The sequence below is a fragment of the Kitasatospora sp. NPDC051702 genome, assembly GCF_040681575.1.
Taxonomy (GTDB): domain Bacteria; phylum Actinomycetota; class Actinomycetes; order Streptomycetales; family Streptomycetaceae; genus Kitasatospora.
This window is the reverse complement of sequence record NZ_JBFAZB010000045.1, coordinates 26,855-45,935: the sequence shown is the minus strand read 5'-3', so window position 1 is coordinate 45,935 and position 19,081 is coordinate 26,855. Positions and strand designations below refer to the sequence as shown.

Annotated in this window: 13 protein-coding genes and 1 pseudogene; 8 read left to right on the top strand and 6 right to left on the bottom strand. The window is 72.8% G+C overall.

The genetic code is table 11. The annotated features are described in order from the left end of the window. Nucleotides 1-66: 66 nt before the first annotated feature. Both AB0N04_RS30100 and AB0N04_RS30095 read left to right on the top strand, forming a co-directional pair. On the top strand, nt 67-579 hold the full coding sequence (locus AB0N04_RS30100) for a very short patch repair endonuclease (RefSeq protein ID WP_360217501.1): 513 nt from the start codon (nt 67-69) through the stop codon (nt 577-579). Between the two features lie 59 nt (nt 580-638). Next, nucleotides 639-758, top strand: a pseudogene (locus tag AB0N04_RS30095) (family 1 glycosylhydrolase); the annotation flags it as partial. Nucleotides 759-1,011: 253 nt separating this feature from the next. On the opposite strand, the gene AB0N04_RS30090 reads toward AB0N04_RS30095, so the two are convergent. The 3 genes from AB0N04_RS30090 to AB0N04_RS30080 are packed head-to-tail and all read right to left on the bottom strand — an operon-like array spanning nt 1,012 to nt 4,644. Then, nucleotides 1,012-3,378: an FtsX-like permease family protein gene (locus tag AB0N04_RS30090; RefSeq protein WP_360217498.1), complete on the bottom strand. Its 2,367-nt coding sequence runs from the start codon at nt 3,376-3,378 to the stop codon at nt 1,012-1,014. Between the two features lie 4 nt (nt 3,379-3,382). Further along, on the bottom strand, nt 3,383-4,144 hold the full coding sequence (locus AB0N04_RS30085) for an ABC transporter ATP-binding protein (RefSeq protein ID WP_360217495.1): 762 nt from the start codon (nt 4,142-4,144) through the stop codon (nt 3,383-3,385). After that, entirely contained in the window at nt 4,141-4,644 is a 504-nt protein-coding gene (locus AB0N04_RS30080) for a PadR family transcriptional regulator (RefSeq protein WP_360217492.1), read from the bottom strand. Before AB0N04_RS30080 ends, AB0N04_RS30085 begins: the two co-directional genes overlap by 4 nt. A gap of 144 nt (nt 4,645-4,788) precedes the next feature. On the opposite strand from AB0N04_RS30080, the gene AB0N04_RS30075 reads away from it, so the two are divergent. The 5 genes from AB0N04_RS30075 to AB0N04_RS30055 all read left to right on the top strand — a co-directional run bounded on the left by AB0N04_RS30075 (nt 4,789) and on the right by AB0N04_RS30055 (nt 11,609). Further along, nucleotides 4,789-6,096, top strand: a complete 1,308-nt coding sequence (locus AB0N04_RS30075; RefSeq protein ID WP_360217489.1) for an ABC transporter substrate-binding protein — start codon at nt 4,789-4,791, stop codon at nt 6,094-6,096. A gap of 196 nt (nt 6,097-6,292) precedes the next feature. Next, nucleotides 6,293-7,990, top strand: coding sequence for a glycoside hydrolase family 13 protein (locus AB0N04_RS30070; protein ID WP_360217486.1), 1,698 nt, complete (start codon nt 6,293-6,295; stop codon nt 7,988-7,990). 53 nt (nt 7,991-8,043) lie between these two features. Next, nucleotides 8,044-9,372 carry an extracellular solute-binding protein gene (locus tag AB0N04_RS30065; protein ID WP_360217483.1) on the top strand — a complete coding sequence of 443 codons (1,329 nt, stop codon included), beginning with the start codon at nt 8,044-8,046 and terminating at the stop codon, nt 9,370-9,372. A gap of 6 nt (nt 9,373-9,378) precedes the next feature. Next, the gene (locus tag AB0N04_RS30060; RefSeq protein WP_360217480.1) at nt 9,379-10,692 is read left to right on the top strand and encodes a sugar ABC transporter permease; all 1,314 of its coding nucleotides are present in this window, start codon (nt 9,379-9,381) and stop codon (nt 10,690-10,692) included. After that, complete coding sequence (locus AB0N04_RS30055; protein ID WP_360217477.1) at nt 10,689-11,609, top strand: carbohydrate ABC transporter permease; 921 nt, start codon at nt 10,689-10,691, stop codon at nt 11,607-11,609. The genes AB0N04_RS30060 and AB0N04_RS30055 overlap by 4 nt, the downstream gene beginning before the upstream one ends. A 302-nt stretch (nt 11,610-11,911) precedes the next feature. Here AB0N04_RS30055 and AB0N04_RS30050 read toward each other — a convergent pair whose 3' ends face one another. Then, a complete protein-coding gene (locus tag AB0N04_RS30050) occupies nt 11,912-14,038 on the bottom strand; it encodes a SpoIIE family protein phosphatase (protein WP_360217474.1) in 2,127 nt (708 codons plus the stop codon). Between the two features lie 1,085 nt (nt 14,039-15,123). Next, nucleotides 15,124-17,379 carry an MMPL family transporter gene (locus tag AB0N04_RS30045; RefSeq protein ID WP_360223126.1) on the bottom strand — a complete coding sequence of 752 codons (2,256 nt, stop codon included), beginning with the start codon at nt 17,377-17,379 and terminating at the stop codon, nt 15,124-15,126. Between the two features lie 153 nt (nt 17,380-17,532). On the opposite strand from AB0N04_RS30045, the gene AB0N04_RS30040 reads away from it, so the two are divergent. Further along, nucleotides 17,533-18,207 (top strand): TetR/AcrR family transcriptional regulator, encoded by a 675-nt coding sequence (locus AB0N04_RS30040; protein ID WP_360223123.1) that lies wholly within the window; start codon nt 17,533-17,535, stop codon nt 18,205-18,207. 97 nt (nt 18,208-18,304) lie between these two features. On the opposite strand, the gene AB0N04_RS30035 is transcribed toward AB0N04_RS30040, so the two are convergent. Beyond that, nucleotides 18,305-18,895, bottom strand: a complete 591-nt coding sequence (locus AB0N04_RS30035) for a helix-turn-helix domain-containing protein (protein WP_360223120.1) — start codon at nt 18,893-18,895, stop codon at nt 18,305-18,307. Nucleotides 18,896-19,081: the final 186 nt, after the last annotated feature.

The following is a 19,081-nucleotide window of genomic DNA, read 5'->3' as shown; positions in this document are numbered from 1 at the left end:
GCCGATCGATGTCATCGCCGTCTCCGGGAGGGTGACCACTGCACCTCGACCGAGGTTGATCGGTGCATGGGACACAGGGGCAACCGGATTGACGTTCCGCCGCCGAGGGATGCCAACGCCCGTCGGGTAATGCGGGCACAGCGCAGCGTGGACACGGCTCCCGAACTCGCCCTCCGGCGGGCGCTTCACTCGATGGGCTTCCGGTACCGGGTGAACCATCCCCTCCCCACGATGCGGCGTCGGAGGGCGGACATCACGTTCGCGCCCTGGCGAACGGCGGTGTTCGTGCAGGGGTGTTTCTGGCACGCCTGTCCTAAACACCTGCACGCGCCGAAGCACAACGCCGAGTGGTGGTGGCGGAAGTTCGACGACAACACGCGTCGTGACAGGGACACCGATGCCACCCTTCTCCGGCTTGACTGGCACCCCCTGAGGGTGTGGGAGCACGAGGCCGTCGAGGACGCCGTGTATAAGGTGGTGGAGGTCCTTGCGTACCAGGGACATCCACGTGCACGACGGATACATCAAGGCTCCGGCGAAGCGCTGAACCAGAACAGGGCGCGCGGCGAGTTGGTGTGACGCCAACAACGATGATCGACCGATTTGTACAATGACAGGGTGTTCGACGGGCTGAGGGCTACCACCAGCGCTTCGGCCTCGTCCACGTGGACTTCGCCACGCAGAAGCGCAACCCCAGGGCGTCGTACGCCTGGTACCGCGACCTGATCGCTGCCCACCGGGCCCGGTGCGCAAAGTAGTTGGGCTTCGGTCGGGAGGTAATGCCCGTCATCCTCGATGCGGTCTCGGCGCGCGATGCGGTGCGGGTTCGAAGCAGCCGGGCCATCGGCCGTGGCCGACGACGGCCGCCCTCTCCACCCCGAGGCGCAGGTCGTCGACGGGTCACGTCACCAAGGCCGGAGCCCGCGAAGCCGTCGACGCCATCGCCGAACAACCCGTGGGCGGGAGGGCGAGCATGGAACCGGTGGTGAGCGGGTGTGGGGCCGGGGAGGTCTACCGGCCGGAGCCGTCCGGGGCCGGGGTGGGCGGGGGGATGCGCAGCACCGGGAGTGCGCAGAGGGCGGCGGCCGCAGTGGCGCAGATGGCGGCCATGGCGAGGACCGTCCAGGTGGAGGGCGCGCGGGCAATGCCCGCGCCGATGCCACTCAGTTCGCCCTGCCGGTCGATGAGCCGGCGGACGAGCGGGATGGCGACGGCCGAGCCGACGGTGACCGTGATGAGGGCGATGGCCGTCCCGCGGACGGCGAGCACGAGGGCGGACTGGCCCGGAGTCAGGCCGATCGCCCTGAGCAGGCCGAGGTCCCGGCGGCGTTCGTGGAAGCCGGCGGTGGCCGTTGTGAGCAGGTCGACCAGGCCGATGAGGGCGAGCAGGAGCAGGAGGCCGACCACGCTGGCCCGCAGGGCGCCGGGCCGGGTGACCGGGCCGGTGGGGAGGCGGATCTCCGTCTGCCCGGCGAGGCCGGCGCGGGCTGGGAGGTCGCGTTGGACCTCTGCCGGGTCCTGGCCGGGGCGCAGGGTCAGCTGCCAGAAGTCGGGGTGGGTGGGGTCGCCGGGCCGGTCGAGGGTGTCGAAGCCGGTGGACAGGACGCGGCCGCCGTGTTGCGGTTCGAGATTGCGTCCGACGATGTGCAGGATGCGCGGGGTGCTCCCGGTGGTGAGCCGCACCCACTGGCCGACCCGAGCGCCGAGGAGGTCGAGGGCGCCCTGTCCGGCGACGGCCTCGTCGGTGGCGTGGATTGCCCGGCCCTCGACGACGGTGTACGGGTACGGAGCGTCGGTGGTGCCGACGGCGTGGAGGGTGAGCGTCGCGGACTGGCCGGGCGCGAGGGCCTGCATCTCGGTGCCCGGGTAGACGCCCTGCACGGCGGCGTCGGCGGCCAGGGCATTGGCGAGCCATCCGTCGCCGGGCGTCTGATCGGGGGTGGTGCGGCGGGCGGTGACGGACGGGACGGTGACGCCGCCGTCGGGCCGGGTGACGGCGTCGAGGGTGGTCCAGGTGCTCAGGGCCAGGGTGGCGGCGACGACCGGGACGGTCAGCCGCAGGGCGCTTCCCACCAGGTCCGAGCGTCGGCGCAGGACGCTGCCGAGCCCGAACACGAGGGCCGGCGGCAGCTGTCTGAGTGGGCCGAGCCGGACCGGCCGGGCCGTCATGACGGGTGGCCGGGTGCCGTCGGTCGGGGGCACGGGGGCGACGCGGGCGGCCCGCAGGGCTGGCAGTGCGGCGGCGGCTCCGACGGCGAGGAGCGCGGCGGCGACCACGGCGCCGGTGGTCGCCGTGCCGCCGGGGACGAGCCCGTGGAGCGCGTCGGTCCCACCGCCGAGGGCCGGTACGGTGTGGACGGCGATCGCGGCCCCGCCGGCGCCGAGCAGCACTCCGGTGCCTGCCAGCAGGAGCTGTTCGGCGATGAACATCCAGGCGACCTGGCCGGCGGTGAAACCGAGCGCCTTGAGCAGGGCGATGTCGCCGGTCCTGGCGCGGATCCGCCCGCCGGCCGCGCCGGCCACCGCGAGGGCGGCGGCGAGCAGTGCGGCGAGTCCGCTGAGGCCCAGCAGCAGGCCGGCCAGCCGGTTGTCCTGCTGCCGTGCGGCCCGCGCGTCCAGCCAGGTGGTGATCCGGGAGACCCGCTCGGCGCCGAGGACGCTGACCACCCGCTGGGCCGTGTACCCGGCGTCGGCGGGGTGGGCCAGCCGCAGGCCGAGGGTGAGTCCTTGGGCCGCCCGGTCCGGCTGCACGAGGTCGAGGGTGGCAGGAGGGGCCCAGCCGAGGTCGTAGCCGGCGGCCTGGCTGGGCAGCTGGTCGGGGCTGTCCGCGATGCCGCGGACCTGGAGGTCGACGGGGCCGCCGCGGGCGTCGAGGACGGTCAGGTGGTCCCCGGGGTGGGCCCAGGCGGCGTCGGCCGCGGACTGTTCGAGCACGATGCCGTGGATGTCGTCCGGGTCGAGCCAGGTGCCGGAGCGCAGCAGCGGGCGCGCCGCGTCCGGGTCGTCGCCGCGCAGTACGAGCGTGGTGCGGCCGGGCGGGCCCGCGGTGGTGGCGCCGTCGGCGCGTCGGCCGACCAGTGTGGTCTCGGCGGTGTGCTGGGGCGGTGAGACGGCGAGCACACCGGGTTCGCCGGCGAGCACGGCGGCCGAGGGTTCGTCGGCGCTGCCCCGGGCGGGCGCGGACGGGCGCAGGTCGATCCGGATGTGGGGTGATCCGGCGGCATGGAACTGCCTCTGCCACGGGTCGGCGGCGGCGCCGAGCAGCGTGCCGGCGAGCAGGAGGGCGGCAGCGGTGCCGCCGGTGGCGAGGACGATCAGCAGGGCGTGGAGGCGGTGCGAGCGCAGGTCGGCACGGATCCAGCGGAGGATGGCAGGCACCGGCTCACCCGCCGAAATCGATGATGTCGCGGACCCCGACGGCGCGCCGCGCGGCCGGGGGCTCCTCCACCCTGGCGTCGTCCGCGATCCGGCCGTCGAAGAGGCTGACGACGCGGTCGGCGGTGCTCGCCGCCCTGGCGTCGTGGGTGACCAGCACGATGGTGGTGCCCTGTTCGTGGTATCGGCTGAGCAGGGCGAGGACATCACGGGTGCTGCGGCTGTCGAGGTTCCCGGTGGGCTCGTCGGCGAGGAGCAGTTGCGGCCGGTTGACCAGCGCGCGGGCCAGGGCGACCCGCTGGCGCTCACCGCCGGAGAGCTCACCGGGCCCGGCGGCGGCCTTGTGGGCGAGGCCGAGGTCGTCGAGGAGTTGCCGGCGGCGTTCGCGGGCGGTGCGGCCGGACATGCCTGCGAGCACCGCGGTCAGTTCGATGTTGTCGGCGACGGAGAAGTCGGGGAGCAGGTTGCCGCTCTGGAAGACGATGCCGTAGTGCCGACGGCGCAGGCGGGCCCAGGCGGATTCGCGCAGTCGGTCCACCCGGCGCCCGTCGAGCCACAGCTCGCCCCTGTCGGGCCGCAGCAGGCCGGCGAGGACGTGCAGCAGGGTGGACTTGCCGGCGCCCGAGGGGCCGATGACGGCGACGAACTCGCCCCGGTCGATCCGCAGGCTGATACCGCTGACCGCCGGTATCAGGGTCGAGCCGCTCAGGTGCGAGCGCACCACACCGTCGGCGGCCAGCAGCGGCGGTATCGGCTCCGAGCCGGTCACGTGAGTTCCTCCTGGCAACGCTCCAGCCAGTCGAGGTCGGCCTGCAGGTGCAGGACCGCACCCTCGATCAGCAGCAGCGAGGTCCGGTTGCCGCGCTCGGTGGCGGCCAGCTTGTTGAGTCCGCGCATCGTGTTGATGCAGTGCCGGCGCTGGTTGTTGATCAGCGTCAGCTGGTCGGCGAGGTCGGTGCCTTCGGCCAGGATGAGTTTCATGAAGAACTCGTCCCTGACCCGGGGCCCCTCGGTGGGAGCCTCGAACCAGCCGGCGAGTTCCTCGGTGCCCTTCTCCGTGATCTCGTAGACCTTCTTGTCCGGCCTGCCCTCCTGCGTCACCTCGGTGCCGCGGATCAGTCCGGACTTCTCCAGTCGGCTCAGGGTCACGTAGATCTGGCCGATGTTCGGCTGAGGGTACGCCGCGCCGAAGGTCTGCTCAAGCCCCTGCTTGAGCTCGTACCCGTAGGCGGGCTGCCGGGCCAGCAGCGCCAGCAGCTGATGGCGCACCGGGCGTCACCTCTTCCTTCTCGTCCCTGTTCGCTGGTTACACCTCGGTCACACAGTACGGGCAGACGGGTCCCCACCAGCAGGGAGGCCGTATAAAGGGACGTACGTCGGCGCCCACCCGTGCCGGCGGATCGAAGGAGCTCCATGGACAACCGGCCGCCCACCGGGCCCGACGCGGGCCGTCGGCGCGTGGTGCGCGCGCTGGTGGGCGGGGCGGCGGTGCTCGCGGCCGGGGGTGCCTCCGCCTGGTACGGCCTGGCCGGCGGTGCGCAGGCGGCGGGCGACCCGGAGGGCGTCGGGCCGGTCACGCTGGCCACCGGCCGGGACACCACCCGCTACCTGCGTGGGCTGCTGGCCGACTGGAACGCCGAGCACCCGGACCAGCCCGCCGAGCTGGTCGAGCTGCCCGAGGCCGCGGACGAGGTGCACGCCCAGCTCGCCGGCGAGCTGTCGGCCGGCGGAAGCCGCTTCGACGTGCTCAACCTCGACGTGGTGTGGACGGCCGAGTTCGCGGCTGAGCGTTGGACCGTGCCGCTGGACGAGTCGGACTTCGCACTGGACAGCTTCCTGCCGCCGGTCGTGCGGACCGGACGCTACGACGGGCAGTTGTACGCGGTGCCGTTCGTCGCCAACGCCGCCCTGCTGTACTACCGGAGCGACGTGCTGGCTGCCGCCGGCGAGCAGCCGCCCACCACCTGGGCGGAACTGGCGCGGCAGGCACGGACGCTGGCCCCCGCGCACGGGCTGTCCGGGTACGCGGGGCAGCTGAGCCCCTACGAGGGCCTCGCCGTCAACGCGCTGGAGGCCATCCGCTCGGCCGGAGGAGACCTGCTGGCCGGCGACGGAACCGTGGTGGTCGACAGCCCGCAGGCCCTGGCCGGACTGGAGTTCCTGGCCGGGGGCGTGCGCGACGGCTGGATCCCACCGGAGGTGCTCGGCTACCAGGAGGAGGAGTCCCGCGCGGCCTTCGGCCGGGGAGGCCTGCTCTTCCTGCGGAACTGGCCGTACGTCTACCACGCGGTCGGCGCCGCCGGGTCCCCCGTGGAGGGACGGTTCGGCGTGGTACCGCTGCCCGGGCCGAACGGGCCGGGCAGCGGTGTGCTGGGGGGCTCGGGCCTGGCGGTCAGCCGGTTCTCCCGGCGCCAGCGCACCGCCCGGGCACTGATCGGCTTCCTGACGAGCCGCCGGGCGCAGTACCGCGTGCTGACCGACGGCGGGCTGCCGCCGGTCTGGGCCGACCTCTACTCGGACCCGGACCTGACGGCCCGGTTCCCGTACCTGCCCGTGCTGCGCACGGCGATCCTGGCGGCCGGGGCGCGCCCTGGCGTGCCGCAGTACCAGCAGCTGAGCCTCGCGCTCAGCGAGACGGCGTTCGAGGTCGTGTCGGGCCGTCGGACCGCCGAGGCGGCGCTGCCCCGGCTGGCCGCGGACCTGCGCTCCATCGTCGGCTGAGCCGACGCCGACGACGACCTGGGGGCGCTCAGCCCCTGCTTCGCAGGCTCCTACCAGCCGGTACCTAACGCATATCTATAACTGATCCAGGCATGTCATCTCGCAACTCCTGGAAAACTCCACCAAACAAAGGCTTAACAGCGCTGACATCTGCCTGCTATACCTAACGCGAATGCATAACCGTTGGAGTAGCGAGATGCCCAACCCCACCCTCCCCGACGGCGACGCGGTCACCTTGCCGCGCGCTCGTTCGCACGCCCCCACCACCCCCGCCACCGCCGCCTGGTGGCGCGACGCCGTGATCTACCAGATCTACGTGCGCAGCTTCCGTGACACCGACGGCGACGGCATCGGCGATCTCGCCGGCGTCCGGGACCAGCTGCACCACGTGCGGCAGCTGGGCGCCGACGGCGTCTGGCTCAACCCGTTCTACGTCTCACCCCAGCACGACCACGGCTACGACATCGCCGACCACTGCGCCGTGGACCCGGTTTACGGAGACCTCGCCGAGTTCGACCGCCTGGTGACGGACTGTCGACTGCTCGGCCTCAAGCTGGTCCTGGACGTCGTCCCCAACCACTGCTCAAGTGATCACCCGTGGTTCCGGAAGGCGCTGGCCAACGGACCCGGCAGCCCCGAGCGGGCGCGGTTCCACTTCGCCGACGGGCGCGGCGAGGCCGGGGAGCTGCCGCCCAACAACTGGCGGGCCATGTTCGGCGGCCCGGCGTGGACCAGGGCCACCGAGGCCGACGGCCGGCCCGGCCAGTGGTACCTCCACCTGTTCACCCCGGAGCAGCCCGACTTCAACTGGCGCAACCCCGACGTCGCCGCCCACTTCGAGGAAGTGTTGCGGTTCTGGCTCGACCGCGGTGTCGACGGCTTCCGAATCGACGTGGCGGCCGGGCTGTACAAGCACCCCGAGCTGCCGGACTCGCCCGACCCGGACGCGGACGAGCGCACCCGCGACTCGGTCAACCCGCTGGCCTGGAACCAGCCGGAGGTGCACGAGGTCTGGCGCCGGTGGCGCGCGATCTGCGAGGAGTACACCGCCCGCGACGGCCGGCAGCGGCTGCTGGTCGGTGAGGCGTCCGTGCCCACGCCGGCCGAGCAGGCGCTGTACGTGCGCCCCGACGAACTGCACCAGGCATTCTTCTTCCACCTGCTGCACGCGCCGTGGGACCTCGCGCACTTCCACCGGGTCATCGACGACGCCGTGCGGGACATCGCCGCCACCGGATCGACGGTCACCTGGGTGCTCAACAACCACGACCAGGTCCGCACGGTGAGCCGGTTCGGGGAGGACCCGGCCTCCGGCCTCGCCCGGGCCAGGGCCGCCGCCCTGCTGATGCTGGCTCTGCCCGGAGCCGCCTACATCTACCAGGGCGAGGAATTCGGCCTGCCCGAAGTCATCGACCTGCCAGATGAGTTGATCACCGACCCGATCTTTCACCGCACCGGTAGCCGGACCGGGATCCGCGACGGCTGCCGGATACCGTTGCCCTGGTCGGGCGCCGAGGCCCCGTTCGGCTTCAGCCCGCCGGACAGCCCGGCCGCACCGTGGCTGCCGCAACCGGCCTCGTTCGCCGCCCACACGGCCGAGCGGCAGCGGGCCGATGCCGGATCCGTGTTCCACCTGTACCGCACCGCCCTCCAACTGCGCCGTGAACTCCCGCAGCTCGGCGAGGGCCCGCTGCGGTGGCTGGAGACCCCGCCCGGCGTTCTCGCGTTCGTCCGCGGCGAGGGCCTGGTGTGTGCCGTCAACTTCGGCGACACTCCCGCGCCGGCCCCGGTCGTCGGTCCGGCCCTGCTGACCAGCGGTCCCTGCGATGACGGCTTCCTGCCGCCCGCCACCGCCGCCTGGTGGATCAATCCCACCGCTGTCAGCGCTATCTGACCATTCACCGCATCACGAAGCCCCCCACCCGCCTCACGGAAGAAGACTCGACGATGAGACTCCGTACCGCTCTGCCCACCCTGGCCGCCTCCGTCGTGCTGGCCGCCACCGCAACCGCCTGCGGCAGCGGGGGAAGCGGCACCGCCGCCGACTCCGCGACCCGGGAACTCAAGGGACAGACCCTGACCGTCGCCGCCGTGTGGAGCGGAACCGAGCAGGAGAACTTCAAGAAGGTGTTGGACGCCTTCACCGCGAAGACCGGTGCCACCGTCAGCTACACCTCCACCGGCGACAACCTCTCCACCGTGGTCGGCAGCAAGATCGAGGGTGGCGACCCGATGGACGTGGTCATGGTCGCGCAGCCCGGCGTGATCAGGCAGTTCGCCGAGAAGGGCTGGCTGGCGCCGCTCTCGTCCGCCGTCACCGACGCCGCGAGGAAGGACTACGCCGGCATCTGGTCCAGCCTCGGCACCGTCAACGGCACCCAGTACGGCCTCTACTTCAAGGCCGCCGACAAGTCGACCGTCTGGTACAGCCCCAGCGCTTTCCAGAACGCCGGCGTCCAGCCCCCGGCCACCTTCGACGACCTGCTGAAGGCCGGCCGGACGCTCTCCGACTCCGGCACCCCGGCCTTCTCGGTCGGCGGCCAAGCCGGCTGGACCCTCACCGACTGGTTCGAGAACGTGTACCTCTCCCAGGCCGGACCCGAGCTCTACGACAAGCTCACCCGGCACGAGATCCCATGGACCGACCCGTCGGTCCTCAAGGCCCTGACCACCCTCGGCAAGGTCTTCGGCGACAAGCAACTCGTCGCCGGCGGTGGGCAGGGCGCCCTGCAGACCGACTTCCCGACATCCGTCCAGGAGGTCTTCGGAGCACAACCCAAGGCCGCCATGACCCACGAGGGCGACTTCGTCGGCGGCGTCATCGCCTCCGAGCTGAAGAAGCAGGTCGGCGTCGACGCCAAGGTGTTCCCGTTCCCCGCCGTGGACGGCGGCAAGGCCCCGGTGATGGGCGCGGGCGACGCGGCGGTCGTCCTCAAGGGTGCCAAGCACCCCGAGGCCGCGCAGAAGTTCGTCGAGTTCCTGGCCGGCCCCGAGGCTGCGACCGTCTGGGCCAAGGCCGGCGGCTTCATCTCGCCCGACAAGGCCGTCGACCCCTCGGTCTACCCCGACGACACCACCCGGCAGTTCGCCAAGTCGGTGATCGACGCCGGTGACACCTTCCGCTTCGACATGTCGGACCAGGCCCCTGCCGCGTTCGGTGGCACCGCGGGCCAAGGCGAGTGGAAGGACCTCCAGGACTTCCTCGCCAACCCCTCCGACGTCCAGGGCGCCGCGGCCAGGCTCGAAGCCGACGCGGCCAAGGCCTACAAGGGCTGATCCACCATGTCTCTGCGCTCACCCCGCAGGGGCCGGGCATCCGGTGGCGCCCTCCGGCGCCACCGGGGCCTCGCCCTGCTCTTCGTCCTGCCCGCCCTGCTGCTGCTCGGCGCCCTCGTCGTCTACCCCATCGGCTACTCGGTGGCCCGCAGCCTCTTCGACGCCTCCGGCCACCGGTTCGTCGGTCTCGACAACTACGGCACCGCCTTCACCGACCACGCCACCCTCACCGCCGTGCGCAACAACGCGATCTGGGTCGCCGTCGCCCCGGCGCTGGTGACCGCCGTCGGCCTGGTGTTCGCGGTGCTCACCGAGAAGGTCCGCTGGGCCACCGCGTTCAAGCTGCTCGTCTTCATGCCGATGGCGATCTCCTTCCTCGCCGCCGGGATCATCTTCCGCACGGTGTACGACGCGGACCCGCACCGCGGCGTGCTCAACGCCGCCGCGGTCGCCGTCCACGACACCTTCAACGACCAGCCGACCTATCCGGGCGCCCACCTACGCGCCGGCGGCGGCCTCGACCAAGCCCAGGGCGGCGACGTCACGGCGCCCGCCCCCACGCGCGTCGTGCTGTTGCCGCTGGTCGGCGTGCAGCCCGGCGCGGTCCCGGCCACCGCCCGGACGGCCCGGGAGCCGGCCGCCGGCGACGGGGTCAGCGGCACGGTGTTCCTGGACTTCGTCCCGGGCGGCGGCGGCCACCCCGGCCGGCTGGACGCCGGGAAGAAGGGCCTGCCCGGCGTCACCGTCCAACTCCGGGACGGCGGAAGGACGGTCGACACCACCACCACCGCCGCCGACGGTACCTTCCGGTTCGGCGCGGCCCCGTCCGCCACCGCCTCGGTGGTGATACCGGCCGCGAACTTCGCCGCTCCCTACCGCGGCGTCGACTGGCTCGGTCCGGCTTTCATCACCCCAGCCATCATCGGCGCCTACATCTGGATCTGGGCCGGCTTCGCCATGGTCATCATTGCCGGGGGCCTCGCCAACCTGCCCCGCGAGACCATCGAGGCGGCCAGGATCGACGGTGCCGGCGAATGGCAGGTCTTCCGCCGCATCACCGTGCCCCAACTCGCCCCGGTCCTCGGCGTCGTGTTCATCACCATGGTCATCAACGTGATGAAGATCTTCGACCTCGTGTACATCATCGCGCCCGGACCGGTGCAGCAGGACGCGAGCGTGCTCGCGCTCCGGCTCTACCTGGTCTCCTTCGGCGGCGGCAACGACCAGGGCCTCGGCAGCGCACTCAGCGTCCTGCTGCTGCTGCTCGTCGTCCCGGTGATGCTCCTCAACGTCCGACACTTCCGAGGGAGCCGCGCATGACCACTACCCAGGCGGCCCCGCCCGCTACCACCACCGTGCCCGCACCGACGCCCGCCGGCCGGCCCGCACTGCCGCGCACGGCCCGGGTCGCCGCCCTCACCCGGAGCGGCCTCGTCCAGGCCGTGCTGACCGTGGCTGCCGTCGCCTGGCTGGTACCCACCGTCGGCCTGCTCGTCTCCTCACTGCGCCCCAAGCAGGTCGCCGCCACCGGAGGCTGGTGGACGGCACTGACCGAGCCCGCCCAGCTCACCCTGCAGAACTACACCGCGCTGCTCGGCGGCGGCGACGTCCCCAAGGCGTTGTGGAACACCGTACTCATCAGCGTCCCGGCGACCCTGCTGACCGTTGCCCTCGCTGCGGGCGCCGGCTACGCCTTCGCCTGGATGCGCTTCCCCGGCCGGGACGCCGTCTTCCTCGGCGTGGTCGGGCTGCTGGTCGTCCCCGTCCAGGTCGGGCTCATCCCGGTCGCCAAACTCGAGGGCGCCGTCGGGCTGTTCGGCACCGTCCCCGGCGTCGTGCTGTTCCACGTCGGCTACGGGCTGCCGTTCGCCGTGTTCCTGATGCGCAACCACTTCCTGGAGATCCCCGCCGAACTCCTGGAGGCTGCGCGGATGGACGGCTGCAGCGAGTGGCGGATCTTCCGCACCCTCGCCCTGCCACTCGCCGCACCGGCTGTCGCCTCGCTGTGCATCTTCCAGTTCCTCTGGGTCTGGAACGACATGCTGGTCGCGCTGATCTTCGCCGGCAACGACTCGCAGCCGCTGACCGTCTACCTGCAGTCCCAGATGCGGCAGTTCGGCAGCAACATGGACGTCCTCGCACCGGGCGCGTTCGTGTCCCTCCTGGTCCCCGTGGGGGTGTTCCTCTGCTTCCAGCGGTTCTTCGTCCAGGGAGCGATGGCCGGATCCGTGAAGTGACACCAGCGGCGGCGCAGACCACGTAGGTGCTGGGCCGCTGGTGCCAGGCGGCGCCGGTCGTCAGCTGATGGCCGGGGGTCATCAGCTGAGGGACGAGCTCGGCGGCGTGGCGGGCACGTTCGCGGTGCGCCAGGCCCATGGCACGGCCAGGATCGCAGCCTTTCGGACGGGCTGAGGCCCGCCGGGGGTGCACGGTCATCCAGGCGGACATCGAGACGGTGCCGTGCTTCGAAGGCCTCGCACGCGTGGTGCCGTGACCCGTCCGGTCGGCATCGCGGTGTCGCCGCAGACCGGGCGGCAGCTCAGGGGGGTGGGATCGGGGCCGTACCGGGCACCGGAAGGGCCTGTTCAGCCCAGATGATCTTGCCGTCCACCGTCTGCCGTGTTCCCCAGCGATCGGCCAGCTGAGCGACGAGGAGCAGACCGCGCCCGCCCTCGTCGCTCGCCCGGGGATGTCGGACGTGCGGTGCCGCGCTGCTGCGGTCGGAGACCTCACAGGTGAGCGTCGTGTCGTGGATCAGGCGCAGCTGGACCTTCCCGCCGGCGTACCGGATCGCGTTGGTGACCAGCTCGCTGACCAGGAGCAGCGTGGTGGTGTCGAGTTCCTCCAGGCCCCAGGTGACCAGTTGGCTGGAGGCCAGGCGGCGGGCGGTGGCGACGATGGCGGGATCGTCGGGGAAGGTCCAGGACGCGATTCGGTCACCGTTGAGGAGCCGGGTTCGTGCGGTCAGGAGGACGACGTCCTTGCGTGGCCGCTCCCGGACCAGTGAGTAGATGGTCGCGTCGCACGTGTCCTGCACGGACCGCTCGGGGTGGGCGAGTTGACGCCGAAGGCGTTGGAGGCCGCGGCGGGGGCGGCCGTGCAGGCACCGCAGCAGCTCGGGCGTGTAGAAGGCCAGCAGGCTCCCGGCGGGGAGGTGCAGGCGGCAGCTCTCGAAAGGCGCCCTGTTGAGGCCCAGGCGCGGCCCGTCCGGGACACGGAAGGCCGCGACGGTGCCGTCGGGATGGACGATCTCCGGCGCCGGGTGTGCTGCCCGGGCGAAGACGCACTCACCGCTGGTGGCGTCGTAGACGGCGTAGACACAGGTGGCGCCGGAGGGCCCGCGCACGGGCGTGCCCTCGTCGGAGAGCTCCTCCGGCGCCCCGCCGAGACGGACCATCAGGTCGTCCAGGTGGGCGAGCAGTTCGTCGGGCGGCAGGTCGAGCGCGGCGAGCGTGTGGACGGCGGCCCGCAGCCGGCCGGCGGCGGCCGCCGCCCGGAGGCCGTCCCTGCCGACGGTGCCCACCACCAGCGCCACCCGCGCTCCCGGGAGCGGGATGACGTCGTACCAGCCGGCAGCCTCGGCTGCAGGCACATGGCAGTAGGACACCTCGACGGCGTTCTGGTCGGGCAGTCGGGTGGGAAGCAGACTGTGCTGGAGGGCCCGTGCGGCCCGCGACTCCCGGGTGTACCGCCGGGCGTTGTCCACACAGACGGCGGTCCTGGCGGCGAGCTCCACGGCGGTGGTCACATCGTCCTCGTCGAACTCGGGTCTGCGCCAGCGGTAGAACGAGGCCACCCCGAGGATCACCCCGCGGGCGGCCAGCGGCGCCACCACCAGGGAGTCCACCTGGGCCGCCCGGATGCGCTCCGCCCTGAGCGGCTCGCGCATCAGCCAGTCCTCGGCCGCCTCGACGTCCCGGACGAGGCGGGGGCGCAGGTCGGACAAGCACTGGCTGAAGGGAGTGGGCGGTGAGATCACGTTGACGGTCCCGACCGGGAAGGCCGGCTGCAGGCGGCCTTCTGGCTCCGAACGGAATGCGGTGCGGCGCAGGGTGGCGTCGTCGCCGACCGGCCCGGGGGCGAGCGCATAGCCCTGGAACACCGGGTCGAGGATGTCGATCGCCACCGCGTCGGCCAGCTGCGGGACCGCCACCTCGGTCAGTTCCTCCGCCGTCCGCGTCACATCCAGGGACGTGCCGATGAGAGCGCTGGAGCGGGCGAGCAGCTCCAGCCTGTCCCGGGCTCGGTAGCGTTCGGTGACGTCGATGACGATCGTCGCCACGCCGATCACCTGCTGGTCGTCGCTGCCCACGAGTTGCAGCGCGGAGACGGAGTAGACGTGCTCCCGCTCCGGATCGGACGGCGGGGAGCCGCGCTGCACCAGGTCGATGACCGGTTCCCCGGTTTCGGCGACCTCCCGGAGAATTCGCTCGTTCGCGTCGTTGACCAGGAGCGGCGCCAACTCGCGCAGTGGCCGGCCGATGACCTCCTCGCCCCGCACCCCGCGCACACCCGCCGAGGCGGTGTTGAACCGGATCAGCCGCAGGTCGGTGTCGACGATGTACAGCCCGACCGGCGACTCGGTGAGAAGCGCGTTCATCACGGCCCGGTCGACGCCGTCGGGGACGGGCAGCGACGTATTCGCGCGCTCACCTGGATCCGTCATGGGAAAGCCCGGGTTCGGTTCTGTTCTCGTCGGTGGCCCGTACGAGGTCTGCCTCTCCCATCATGGCCTCGCCCGGGCGCGGCCGCGCGTCGTCCGGTCTCCCGAGGCGGCCGGCGTCCTTCAGCGGAGCGACGCCGTCCACCATGGGCATCGTCCTCGGCGCCGCCGTCCTCCTCGACGCCGCCCGGGTCCGCCTCGTCCTGCTCCCGGCCGTGCTTCCGCTGACCGCCCGGGCCGCCTGGCCCACCCCCGCGTGGCCGACCGGATCCTTCCGGATGTGGCCTTCTCCCCCGGGTGACCGATCCGGCTGCCGGTGGCAGGAGCGCCGGCCGACGGAGATGGATCGGGCCGTGCCGGGGATCCCCGGCACGGCCCGATCGAGGGGCGCCCGCTCAGCGGCGGCCCAGCAGCCTCGCCAGAAAGCCTCCGCCCTTGGCCGTGCTCCGGTCGCAGCTGCAGCGGTCGGCCTTGCGAATTCCGGCAAGCACCTGGTCGACGTGCATGCCGCACCCTGCATAGGTCGCCTTGCCGCAGGTGCGGCACGTGGTACGTCGACACATGGCGAAACTCCTCGCGATCGGTCGGGAGAAGTCGGGGTTCTCCCTTCCCTTCCAATATACCTAGAGGGGTATTGTCACGTGCTTGACGTCCGTAGCTCACCTCGATGCTGCAGCCTGCACCGGTCCTACGCCGCCGCAGGACCGTCTTCTCACGCGCGGCGGTGAGCGCCCTCCGGGCGACGCAGCCCAGCGGGTGGCTTCCGGCGCAGACGGCCGACGAGGTCTGGTCGCGGATGCCGGGCCGTATGGGGGGCATGAGGCGCTGCAGTTCCGCGATGAGCCACGCTCGCCGCCGCCTCGCGGCCGGCGGCCCGCCGGAACGTGATCGCTGCCCATCGGGCGAGGTTCGCGGAGCAAGCGGGCCTGGCGACCGTACTGGCAGCCGTCCCGTCCTTCGCCGGTGACCACCCCGTGCCGTTTCCCCCCGCGGCCATCGTGGCCGGCTGGGCGCCGATGCCGCTCGCCGCCTTCCACCGTGACGGCGGACCGCGGGTGTCGTCGGGCGCCCGCGGTCCGCTGGTGCCGCTACCCGACCACCGCCGGGGTGCGGGGTGCCTCGGGGGTGGCCTTCGGCTGGTAGAACTCGGTGTGTCCTTCGACGTGGAGGTGGGGCAGGCGGCGGTCCAGCCAGGTGGGCAGCCACCAGTTGCCACGGCCGAGCAGGTGCATCACGGCCGGTACCAGCAGCAGTCGGACCAGCGTGGCGTCGATCAGGATGGCCGACCCCATGCCGACGCCGATGACCTTGATCGGCAGGTCGGGCGACGGGACGAAGGCCGCGAACACGGCGACCATGATGGCCGCCGCCGCGGTGATCACCCGCGCGGTGCCCGCCAGTCCGCTGACGATGGACTCCGCGTTGTCGTGGCTGCGCAGCCAGGCCTCACGCATCCGACTGACCAGGAAGACCTCGTAGTCCATCGAGAGGCCGAACAGGACGGCGAAGGTCAGCACCGGCACGAAGGCCGGCAGCGGGGTGGGGCTGTCGATGCCGATCAACCGGCCGGCGGTGCCGCCTTCGAGGACGAGGGCGACCACGCCGTACGCGGCACCGACGGAGAGCAGGTTCATCACGGCGGCCTTGAGGGCGACGGCGAGGCTGCGGAAGGCCACCAGGAGCAGGAGCATCGACACCGTGACCACGCCGCCGACCAGCAGCGGGATGCGGCGGGCGATGTTGTCGGTGCTGTCGATCGCGCTGGCGGTCGCCCCGCCGACGTGCACCCGGACGCCGGGGCCGACCGCACCCGGGATGACGTGATCGCGCAGTTCGCGGACCAGGGTCTTGGTGGCGCCGGACTGCGGACCGCTGTCCGGGACGACGGTGAGCAGCAGCGAGCGGCCGTCGGAGCCGGGCACCGGAGGGGTCACGGCCGTGACGCCGGGCACCGCCTTCAGCGCGGTGGGCAGCGAGGCCGTCGCGTCGGCGGGGGTGCCCGGCGCCAACTCGGCGACCAGGACCAGCGGTCCGTTGCTGCCCGGCCCGAAACCGGCGGCCACCGCGTCGTACGCCAGCCGGTTCGAGCGCCCGGCGGGGTCGTTGCCCGCGTCGGGGAAGCCGAAGCGGACGCCCAGGAACGGTGCCGCGAGCGCCAGCAGGACGACGACCCCGGTGACGGCACCGAGGACGCGGTGACGCTCGACGAGCCTGCTCCAGCGCAGCCAGCCGGCGCCCACCGGGCTCTCGCCCCGGGCGGCGCGGCGCCGGGGCAGGGGCAGCCGGAGGCGCTCGATGTGTCGGCCGAGGTAGCCGAGCAGGGCGGGGAAGAGAGTGGCGGACGCGGCGATCACGACGAACACGGAGAGGATCGCCGCGACCGCGGCGCCGCGCATGAACGACAGGCCCATCGCGAACAGCCCGAGCATGCTGACCACCACGGTCATGCCGGCGACCACGACCGCGCGGCCCGCGGTGTCCAGCGCGGCGACCGTGGCGGCCTCGGGTTCGAGCCCCTCGGCGCGCCACTCGCGGAACCGGGTGACCAGCAGCAGCGCGTAGTCGATGCCGACGCCGATGCCGAGCATCGCGGCGAGCGAGGTCGACCAGTCCGGGACCGGCATGATCGCGGCGAGGACCGGCAGCAGGGCGCTGCTGACCGCGAGCCCGCCGAGTGCGGTGAGCAGCGGCAGGCCGGCGGCCACGACCGAGCCGAAGGTGATCACCAGGATCAGGGCGGCGGCCGCGATGCCGATGCCCTCCGAACCGATCGCGCCCTGCTCGGTCTGCTGGACCGTCATGCCGCCGAGGTGGACGCGCAGGCCGCCGTCGACGGGGCGGGCCAGGTCGAGCAGCCGCTGGGTGTCCGCCTTGGGCATGTCGGGGGCGACGGCGACGTCCAGGTGGATCTGCCCGAGGGCTGTGCGGCCGTCGGCCGACACCTTGCCGCGCGGGCCGTACGGGTCGTCGATGCCACTGACGTGCGGCACCTCGGCCATCCGGGCGAGCAGGTCCTTGACCCGGTCGCGGGTGGCGGCGTCGGTCACGCTGCCGTCCGAGGTCAGCACCAGGCTGATCGATTCACCGCCCAGCCCCGGGAAGTCCCGCGCCAGCAGCTGCTGGGCCTGCTTGGAGTCCGAGCCGGGCGCGGCGTAGTCGGCGCTGTACTTGGCGCCGAGGCCGGCCGAGAGGCCGAAGGCCGCGCCGGCGGCGAGCAGCCAGAGCAGCACCGTGCGGCCCCGGTTCCGGAAGCTCCAACCGGCTATTCGGCCGAGCGGGCCGGGCCTGTGCGGCCCGCTCTCCCCGGCGGCTTTCCGCCGGTCCTCGCGCAGTCCCTGGGGCATGTGGTCCTCCGTGCATCGTCAGGGGCTCCGCCCCCCGGCAAAGCGTTACGCTTCATAACGCGCCTTACGAAGCGTAACGTTTCCCTCGACGGGTACGGATTGTCAACGCGGTGACTGACGCGGTGACTGACGCGGCGAGCGGATGGAGTGGCGATGACGGGTGGGTCGGCCGACGAGGGCGGCGGGCGGAGCCGCCGTGAGCGGCTGCGCGCCGACACCGTGGAGGAGATCAAGCGCGCGGCCCTGGGCCTGATCGTCGAGCGCGGCGCCGCGAACCTCCGCTTCACCGACATCGCCCGCAGCATGGGGATGACCCCGCCGGCGCTGTACCGCTACTTCGCCGACCGGGACGAGCTGCTCACCGCCCTGGTCGCCGACTCGTACGACAGCCTGTCGGACGCGTTGACGGCGACCCGCGAGACCGTGCCACCGGACGACCTGGACGGACGCTTCGTGGCCACCTGCACCGGCTACCGCACCTGGGCGCAGCGGAATCCGGAGCGCTTCGCCCTCATCTTCGGCGCCCCCGTGCCCGGGTACGCGGCCCCACCGGACGGACCGACCGTGGTGGCCGGCCGGCGGGCGATGGAGCACATGGTCGAACTCGTCGCCGACACGGCCGAACGCGGCCGGCTCGGCAGCCCGCTGGTGCCGGACGCGGCGGAAGCCCTGATGCTGGCCTGGGCCACCGTGCACGGCTTCGTCACCCTCGAGGCGCACGGCCACTTCCACACGCTCGACCAGGACGCGCGGGACCGCCTCTTCGCGGTCCAGGCGGGCGCCGCCGCGCGCACCGCAGGCCTGTCGCCGGCCGCGGACCGGTGGTGACCGGAACCCGCGCGGCGGACAGTCACGGCTCGGGCTGCGCGGACGGCGCCGTCCGCCTGCACCGAGGGCCCAGGCTTCCCGGCACCCGGTCCGATCCTCAGGCTCTCCCGTACTCGTCGTGGCGGAGGTCACGTGCCCTCGGGCGGTCGACGACCGGGTCCTCCGCCTGCGCGACGAGACGGTCGAAGACGACGGAGTCCAGCGACTCGGCGGGGACGTCGAGGCGGTAGCCGCCGTCGACGGTCACCAGGAGGTGGTCGGCGTGGTGGTCGCGCAACGCACGACGCAGCCGGTAGGCGTGCGTGGCCAGGAGGGACCGCGGCCGGGCCGGCGGGTTGTCCTCGTCGAAGACGCCCTCGGCGAGGCGGGCGGCGGCCAGCGGCCGACCGGGGTGGGCGAGCAGCATGGCGAGGAAGGCCTGCTGCTGGCTGCGGCCCAGGTCGAGGCGGCGGTCGCCGACCCGGGCGGTGAGCGGGCCGAGCAGCTGGAACCGCAGGTCCGGTGTGCCGGTGGGGGCGCGTTCGGTGGCGGGCTCGGGCTCGGGTTCGGGTTCGGGTTCGGGGGCGGGTTCGGGTTCGGGCTCGGTGGCGGGCTCGGGCTCGGTGGCGGATTCGGGCTCGGTGGCGATGGCGGCTCTCCCGGCGGCTCGTCGGGCCCCCGGCCGGACGGCGCGCCGGGGGTGGTGCATGGCGGTGGCGCGTGGGTGACCCGCAGCGGGGTGGGGGCTGAGGGTCGGGGGCCGGGGATCGGACGCCGGAGGCGCGGCGTGCGGGACTCAGTGGTTCTCCGGCACCGGCCGGACGACGTGGGGGCTCTCGGTGGAACCCGGGCCGGGGATCCTGCCGCGGAGTCGGCCGGCGTCGGTCCCGTGCGG

Bases quoted from the DNA above. Each gene is read 5' to 3' on its own strand.
- AB0N04_RS30100 (WP_360217501.1), top strand. From the start codon at position 67: ATGGGACACAGGGGCAACCGGATTGACGTTCCGCCGCCGAGGGATGCC.
- AB0N04_RS30075 (WP_360217489.1), top strand. From the start codon at position 4,789: ATGGACAACCGGCCGCCCACCGGGCCCGACGCGGGCCGTCGGCGCGTG.
- AB0N04_RS30070 (WP_360217486.1), top strand. From the start codon at position 6,293: ATGCCCAACCCCACCCTCCCCGACGGCGACGCGGTCACCTTGCCGCGC.
- AB0N04_RS30065 (WP_360217483.1), top strand. From the start codon at position 8,044: ATGAGACTCCGTACCGCTCTGCCCACCCTGGCCGCCTCCGTCGTGCTG.
- AB0N04_RS30060 (WP_360217480.1), top strand. From the start codon at position 9,379: ATGTCTCTGCGCTCACCCCGCAGGGGCCGGGCATCCGGTGGCGCCCTC.
- AB0N04_RS30055 (WP_360217477.1), top strand. From the start codon at position 10,689: ATGACCACTACCCAGGCGGCCCCGCCCGCTACCACCACCGTGCCCGCA.
- AB0N04_RS30050 (WP_360217474.1), bottom strand. From the start codon at position 14,038: ATGACGGATCCAGGTGAGCGCGCGAATACGTCGCTGCCCGTCCCCGAC.
- AB0N04_RS30045 (WP_360223126.1), bottom strand. From the start codon at position 17,379: ATGCCCCAGGGACTGCGCGAGGACCGGCGGAAAGCCGCCGGGGAGAGC.
- AB0N04_RS30040 (WP_360223123.1), top strand. From the start codon at position 17,533: ATGACGGGTGGGTCGGCCGACGAGGGCGGCGGGCGGAGCCGCCGTGAG.
- AB0N04_RS30035 (WP_360223120.1), bottom strand. From the start codon at position 18,895: ATGCACCACCCCCGGCGCGCCGTCCGGCCGGGGGCCCGACGAGCCGCC.